This is a genomic window from Roseicella aerolata, from assembly GCF_020523605.1.
In the GTDB taxonomy this organism is placed as follows: Bacteria; Pseudomonadota; Alphaproteobacteria; order Acetobacterales; family Acetobacteraceae; genus Paracraurococcus; species Paracraurococcus aerolatus.
This window is the reverse complement of the sequence record NZ_JAJAQI010000054.1, coordinates 25667-32478: the sequence shown is the minus strand read 5'-3', so window position 1 is coordinate 32478 and position 6812 is coordinate 25667. Positions and strand designations below refer to the sequence as shown.

The 6812-nt window shown below is 68.0% G+C and carries 6 protein-coding genes; 3 read left to right on the top strand and 3 right to left on the bottom strand.

Features of this window, described 5'->3' with window-relative positions; genetic code table 11:
• Positions 1 to 87: 87 nt before the first annotated feature.
• From LHA35_RS24270 to LHA35_RS24260, 3 genes are all read right to left on the bottom strand, one after another.
• Complete coding sequence (locus LHA35_RS24270) at positions 88 to 399, bottom strand: hypothetical protein (RefSeq protein ID WP_226613386.1); 312 nt, start codon at positions 397 to 399, stop codon at positions 88 to 90.
• 723 nt (positions 400 to 1122) lie between these two features.
• A complete protein-coding gene (locus LHA35_RS24265) occupies positions 1123 to 2634 on the bottom strand; it encodes an aldehyde dehydrogenase family protein (protein WP_226613384.1) in 1512 nt (503 codons plus the stop codon).
• Positions 2635 to 2772: 138 nt separating this feature from the next.
• Positions 2773 to 3492: a GntR family transcriptional regulator gene (locus tag LHA35_RS24260; RefSeq protein ID WP_226613383.1), complete on the bottom strand. Its 720-nt coding sequence runs from the start codon at positions 3490 to 3492 to the stop codon at positions 2773 to 2775.
• 224 nt (positions 3493 to 3716) lie between these two features.
• On the opposite strand from LHA35_RS24260, the gene LHA35_RS24255 reads away from it, so the two are divergent.
• The 3 genes from LHA35_RS24255 (at position 3717) to LHA35_RS24250 (ending at position 6763) form a co-directional block, all read left to right on the top strand.
• Positions 3717 to 5219 carry a malonyl-CoA decarboxylase domain-containing protein gene (locus LHA35_RS24255; protein WP_226613381.1) on the top strand — a complete coding sequence of 501 codons (1503 nt, stop codon included), beginning with the start codon at positions 3717 to 3719 and terminating at the stop codon, positions 5217 to 5219.
• Between the two features lie 27 nt (positions 5220 to 5246).
• Positions 5247 to 5369, top strand: coding sequence for a hypothetical protein (locus LHA35_RS28810; protein WP_264185770.1), 123 nt, complete (start codon positions 5247 to 5249; stop codon positions 5367 to 5369).
• Positions 5370 to 5524: 155 nt separating this feature from the next.
• Positions 5525 to 6763, top strand: coding sequence for a CaiB/BaiF CoA transferase family protein (locus LHA35_RS24250; protein ID WP_226613379.1), 1239 nt, complete (start codon positions 5525 to 5527; stop codon positions 6761 to 6763).
• The last annotated feature ends 49 nt before the right edge of the window (positions 6764 to 6812 follow it).

Here is a 6812-nt window from a genome sequence, read left to right as displayed (position 1 = left end):
CTTACGACCGTCGTATGAGCGGTTTGCGAGTGCTGCAGGCGGTGTCACGTCGTCGGGCATCCACACGACATCCACCACGCGCCATGGTCACCGCAAGGCCACGACAGGCTTACGCTTACCCTCCTCCTCGATGTCCTCGAACATCTCAGGCATAGGCTCTTCGCCTAACGCACTGGGATCGCCACCACCGGCCGGCAGTTCATCCAGATTGACTTGGATTTGGGAGCCACCGGAATCACTCGTGACCTCGGCCTCCTTCACTGGATGAAGATCGGCCGCGTCGTCGACGGGGATGGCAGAAGCGACAGGCGCTTCGGCCTGCGTCACAGGATCTTCGGCCAGCTTCACTGAGTGAAGTTCGCCCAGGTCATCCTTCTTTGTCTTAGGCGTCCTGGTCATAGTTCGCTCCTCTTGCGGAGCGTGGACGAGGGACGCGTGGGATGACGGGGTACATCAGGCCACAGCGACCCCGCCACGCCCCAAAGGGTGTGGTCGAAGTCGCTGAGCATGTGGCCGATCCCAGACATGCCACATGAGCTGGGTGGCTGCCCCAGCCATGCCCGGAGTGACGCCGACGGAGCGGCGCTCTCCGATCCTCGTCGCCCCACGCCGGTTCAAGCGATCAGCCCGCGTCTGTGACGCCCTGGTTCGCGTCACGGCGCTCGATCATCACCGGAGCCCGCGGCCCAATTGGCCACGAACTTCTATTAGGGCGCAGTCATCACCAGCCAGTTACGTCGGCTGGATACCTCAGCAGGGCCGGCCTCATAATGAGGGTCCGGACCAACAGCAAGCACTCTTTTTGACGATCCGCGTCGGCAATGTCAGGCTGTGCGGCGCAACTGCCACAACTGTGCGAACGGCTACCCGCGTCACAATAGCACGCTGAGGCGACGACGCGCATTATTCTCGTGATGCAAGGAATGCAAGGTTTGCTGCTGGAGAAATGACGCCTGTATAGGCGCATTTGCAAGATTCATGCACAGTATCGGGCAAGGGGGAGGGGGCACAAGCTTGTCCTCTTGCGCCCGCCCCTTTAATGTTCCCCAAGCCTTAAAGAATCCAAGGAAAAGCTGGGTTTCTGTGTGCTCCAACTTCCTCCAAACCTGCAAACCCAATTCTTCAGCCCATGTTCACCATTATTGTCTTTTTGTGGGTGAAGTGCTCCAGCATCGCCTCCAGCGAGGCTTCCTTGCCGAGGCCGCTGCTCTTCACGCCGCCATAGGACAGGTTGGCCTGCACCACGAGGTTCTGGTTGATCTGCACCAGCCCGGCCTCCAGCCGGTGCGCCAGGTCCAGGCCGACCTTCAGGTTGTTGGTCCAGAGGCTGGCGGCGAGGCCGTACTCGCTGTCATTGGCCTCGGCCAGCACCGCTTCCGGATCGTCGAAAGGCGCGATGACCGTGACCGGGCCGAAGATCTCCTCCCGCACCAGCCGGCTCTCCTTCGTCAGGCCGGTGAAGATGACGGGCTGGATGAAGAGGCCCTTCTTCAGCGCCGGGTCGGAGGGCATCGCCGAGCAGACATGCGCGGTCGCGCCGGAGGTCCTGGTGCCTTCCTCGATGAAGCCGCGCACCTTCTCCAGCTGCCCTTCGCTGACGATGGTGCCGATATCGGTCTTCTCGTCCAGCGGGTCGCCCATGACCATCTTGTCCACGGCGGATTTCATGGCCTGGACGAACTTGTCGAAGATCGGCCGCTCCACATAGATGCGGCTCGCCGCCGTGCAGCTCTGGCCCTGGCGGGTGAAGCGCATGGAGGTCAGCGCGCCGCTCACGGTCTTCTCGAAGTCGCAATCGGCGAAGACGATCATCGGCGACTTGCCGCCGAGCTCCAGCGTCACCGGAATCAGCTTATCGGCTGCGGCCCTGGCGACGATCTTCCCGGTCTCGACCGAGCCGGTGAAGGTGACCTTGCGGACCTTCGGGTGCTCGACCAGCGGCGCGCCGCATTCCGGACCGAAGCCAGAGAGGATGTTGAAGCAGCCCGGCGGCAGCACGCGATTCATCAGCTCGCAGATCCGCAGGACGGCAAGCGGCGCTTCCTCCGCGCTCTTCACCACCACCGTGTTGCCCGCCACCAGCGCCGGCGCGACCTTCAGCGCCATCAGCAGCATCGGCACGTTCCAGGGGATGATGGCTCCGACCACGCCGAGCGGCTCGCGCACCGTCACGGACAGGACGTTGGGCGCGAAGGGCACGCTCTCGCCCTTCAGCTCGGAGCCGAGGCCGCCGAAGAACTCGAAGATGTCGGCGACCACGCCGGCCTCGACGCGCGATTCGGTCCGCAAGGCCTTGCCGGTCTCGAGCGCAATGAGCCGCGCCAGCTCCTCCTGGTGCTCCTTCAGCAGGGCGGCGCACTGGTGGACCAGGGCGCCGCGCTTGCGCGCCGGCACCTTCGCCCATTCCTTCTGCGCCTTGGCCGCGGTCTGCACGGCGGCATCGACATCGGCCGCGTCGCCCTCGGCGGCGCGCGCCACTTCCTGGCCGGTCGCCGGGTTCACCACGGCGAAGGTCTTGCCGTTCCGGCCGGGGACATAGCCGCCGCCGATGAAGTGATAGCCCGAAAGCGCCTTCGCCAGCGCGAAGGGATCGAGGGTCGGGGCGGCCGGGGTGGGGTGGGGCCGGTCGAGCATGGGGTTCCTCCCGAGAGCATCGGTGCGTGTCAGCCGGGCGGAAGATGAGCGCCGCGACGCCCGGCGGCAAGCCGTCCCGGCTCGCATCCTGCCGGCCGATTCGCGCCCGCGGCCCTCGCCCTCCGGCGACCGGACGGCTCATCCCGCCACGGGCTGTTCCGCCAGGTAGTCCGCCAGGCTGGCGCTGGCCGCCAGCATATGGGCCCGCATCAGCTGCCCCGCTTCCGCCCCGTCACCGCGCAGCACCTGGTCGAGGATCGCGGCATGCTCGGCATGCGACCGCGCCAGCCGGTCGGCGCCGCGGAATTGCGCCCGGCGGAAGGGGGCGAGGCGCAGCCGGAGCGCCCGGGCGTGCTCGGCGAGGAAGGCATTGTGGGTCGCATGGTAGATGGCGAAATGGAAATCCCGGTTCTGCGCGTCGTAGGCATGGAGGTTTCCGGCGGCGGCTGTCGCCGCCATCCGGGCATGCAGCGCGAGCAGTGCGGCCCGTTCCGGCGCGGTCATCCGGTGGGTGGCAAGGCGGATGCACATCGCCTCGGTCTCGGCCATCACCTCGAACATCTCGCCGAGCTGGTCCAGCGTCAGGGCCGCGACCCGGACGCCCCGCCGCGGCTCGATCGAGACCAGGCCGGCCGCGGCCAGTTCACGCAGCGCCTCCCGCACCGGGGTACGGGAGGCACCGAAGCGCTCCGCCAGGGCCTGCTCCTCGAGCTCGGTCCCCGGCGGCAGGCGGCCGGAGATGATGTCATCGGAGAGGCCGGTGCGGATCGTCTCCGTCAGGGTGGCCGGGATGGTCGCGGGGTGCAGCGGCTCGGGCACCATCCCGCGGGCGAGGCCGGCTTCCCTGGCCTGCGACATGCCCGGTTCTCCCTCGTGTCCGTCATCACGCCGGCACCCGATGGCGGCAACGACGTTTCGGAAATGCTGCCATGTCCGTGGGGAAGGGTCGAGCCGCCCGGAGGGGAGCGGCTTCAATTTTGTATGCAGGCAATGTCCGTCGGTGCGGTTTTGCATGCTCGACGGCGCGCGGAAACACTCTAGAAATACCGAGACGAGGCGATGATCGCCCAGGGAGGAGACGCATGCCCGCTGCCATCGCGCCCAGCACCAGCCCTTCTCCCAGCCCGTCCGGCCTTCCCGAGAGCCGCACCTGGCTGGAACGGGTCTGGGCGAGCATCGCCGATCGCGGCCGACCTTATGCCGATGTCCCCGCTGCCACCCTGCCGCAGCTTGATCGCGCCCGGCGCCTCGCGGAATCGCTGCTCTCCGAGCGTGGCGAGGCCTCCGGTGCCGCCGTGGCGCGGGAACTGCACGACGCGGTCTGCGCGCTGCAGGGCGATGACCGCCCGGCCTTCTTCCGATTCCTGGTGGAGCGCTTCGCCCCGAAGCCCGAGACGCTGCGCAAGGCGGCCGAGGCTTGGCTGGCCGAGCCCTCGATCGAGGCGGCCGCGAGACTGGCCGAGGCGGCGGAGGCACCGCGGCAGGAACTGCTGCGCCGGATGAACCTGGCGCCCGGTGGCACCGCCGCCCTGGTGACGCTGCGGGAGGAGTTGCTCGGCCTGCTGCGCGCGGAGCCGGCGCTCAAGGTGCTGGATTCTGACCTGCGGCACCTCTTCGCCTCCTGGTTCAACCGGGGGTTCCTGGAACTCCGCCGGATCGACTGGCAGACGCCGGCCGCGGTGCTGGAGAAGCTGATCGCCTATGAGGCGGTGCACGAGATCCAGGGCTGGGACGACCTTCGCCGACGCCTCGCGGCGGACCGGCGCTGCTTCGCCTTCTTCCATCCCTCCCTGCCGGGGGAGCCGCTGATTTTCGTCGAGGTCGCCCTGGTCCAGGGTCTCGCCAGCGCCGTGCAGCCGCTGCTGTCGCGGGATGAGCCGCCGGGCGATCCGGCCAGGGCCGATACTGCGATCTTCTATTCCATCTCCAACTGCCAGGAGGGGCTGCGCGGCATCTCCTTCGGCAATTTCCTCATCAAGCAGGTGGTAGAGGAGCTGAAGGCCGAGCTGCCGCAGCTTACCCGCTTCGCCACCCTCTCGCCCGTCCCCGGCTACCGCCGCTGGCTGGAGCGGCAGCTTGCGAGTCCGCCCGAGGGCGGGCTTTTCCGGCCGGAGGAAGCCGCGGCCCTGGCGGCGGCCGCGGGCAAGGACGACCCGGCCGAGGCCTTCCGGGCCCTCGCCGAGGGGGGCTGGTGGCAGGAGGAGCCGAAGCGGGAGGCGCTGCGGGCGCCGCTGCTGCGGCTGGCCGCCGCCTATCTGACCCGGCCGGCGACCGACAAGGGCGGCATCGATCCGGTGGCGCGCTTCCACCTCGGCAACGGGGCGCGGCTGGAGTGCATCAACTGGCTCGGCAACACCAGTGGCCGCGGCATGCGCGAGAGCTACGGGGTGATGGTGAACTATCTCTATGACCGGGAAGAGATCGAGGCGAACCACGAGCGCTTCGTGCATTCCGGCCAGGTGGTCCGCTCTCCTGCCGTGGACGGGTTGCTGCAATTGCCGCGGGTCGCCCCGGCCTCGCCATCGCGCTCCGCCTTCACCCGTTTGCTGGGCGGAGAGCAGAAGGCCAGCCCGAAGCCGGGCTGACCGCCCTCGTCCCGAAGGGCGCCGCCGATGTTGCGGCAGGCAGCCTCGACCCCGGGGCCGGTTGTGATGGTCAGCCTCGCGACCGCGCTGCCCTTCGGCACGGGCAGGCCGGTGGTGGCCCATGCCCGGGCGGAGGAGCGGGAAGCCTAGGGCCGCGCTTCCTCCTCTGCCGCATCCTGCCGGTGCCGGCCGGTCCGCCGCTGGCCTGGCTGGATGCAGGCCCCGGCAGAGGCAGGGGGTGGCTATGAAGCCGCCCCCTCCTGGTGCATGAAATGGGCGGAAATGACCCCGGAAGGGAGTGGACGATGCAGGAACAGAGCGGCCCGCAAGGCTTTGGTGAAACGGGACCCTCCGGGCCCCTGACGGGCATCCGCGTTCTCGACCTCACGCGCGTGCTGGCGGGCCCGACCTGCACGCAGATGCTGGGTGATCTTGGCGCCGAGGTGATCAAGATCGAGCGGCCGGAGGCTGGCGACGATACCCGCGGCTTCGCCCCGCCCTTCATCCCGAACACCCGGGAAAGCGCCTATTTCGTCGGGGTGAACCGCAACAAGAAGTCGGTCACCGTGGACATCGCCAGGCCCGAGGGCCAGGCGCTGATCCTGAAGCTGCTGGAGCATTGCGACATCCTGGCCGAGAATTTCAAGGTCGGGGCGCTGGCCAAGTACGGCCTGGGCTATGAGCAGCTGAAGGAGAAATTCCCCCGGCTGATCTACTGCTCGATCACCGGCTTCGGGCAGACCGGCCCCTATGCCCCGCGCCCGGGCTATGATGCGCTGATCCAGGCCATGGGTGGCGTCATGTCCCTGACCGGCGAGCCCAACGGGTCCCCGCAGAAGGTGGGCGTGCCGGTCGCCGACCTCTTCGCCGGGCTCTATGGCTGCATCGGCATCCTGGCGGCGCTGAACCACCGCAACGCCACCGGCCAGGGCCAGCAGATCGATATCGGCATGCTGGATACGCATGTGGCCTGGCTGGCCAACCAGGGCATGAACTATCTGGCGACCGGGGAGAACCCGCCGCGGCTCGGCAACCAGCACCCGAACATCGCGCCCTACCAGGAATTCCCGACCAAGGACGGCTACATCATCCTGGCGGTCGGCAACGACCCGACCTTCGAGCGCTTCTGCAAGGCCTTCGGGCAGGAGCACCTGCTGGCCGATGAGCGCTTCGCCACCAACCCGAAGCGCGTCGCCAACCGCCAGCTGGTGACGGACACGCTGACGCCGGTGATGCAGTCCAGGACCACGGCCGAGTGGATCGAGGCGCTGGAGGCGCTGAAGATCGGCTGCGGCCCGATCAACACGCTGGAACAGGTCTTCGCCGACCCGCATGTCAGGGCCCGCAACATGGTCGTGGAGATGCAGCATGGCTCGGGCGAAGCGGTGAAGGTCATCGCCAACCCGGTGAAGCTCTCCGCCACGCCGCCCAGCTATCGCAGTGCGCCGCCCATCCTGGGCGAGCACACGGCCGAGGTGCTGGGCGGGCTGCTGGGGATGGCCGCGGCCGAGGTCGCGGCGTTGAAGGAAAAGGGCATCACCTGACTGTGTGGAGGCCTTCTGGCTCCCGTTTGGGCTAGAGCAGATCGCGGAG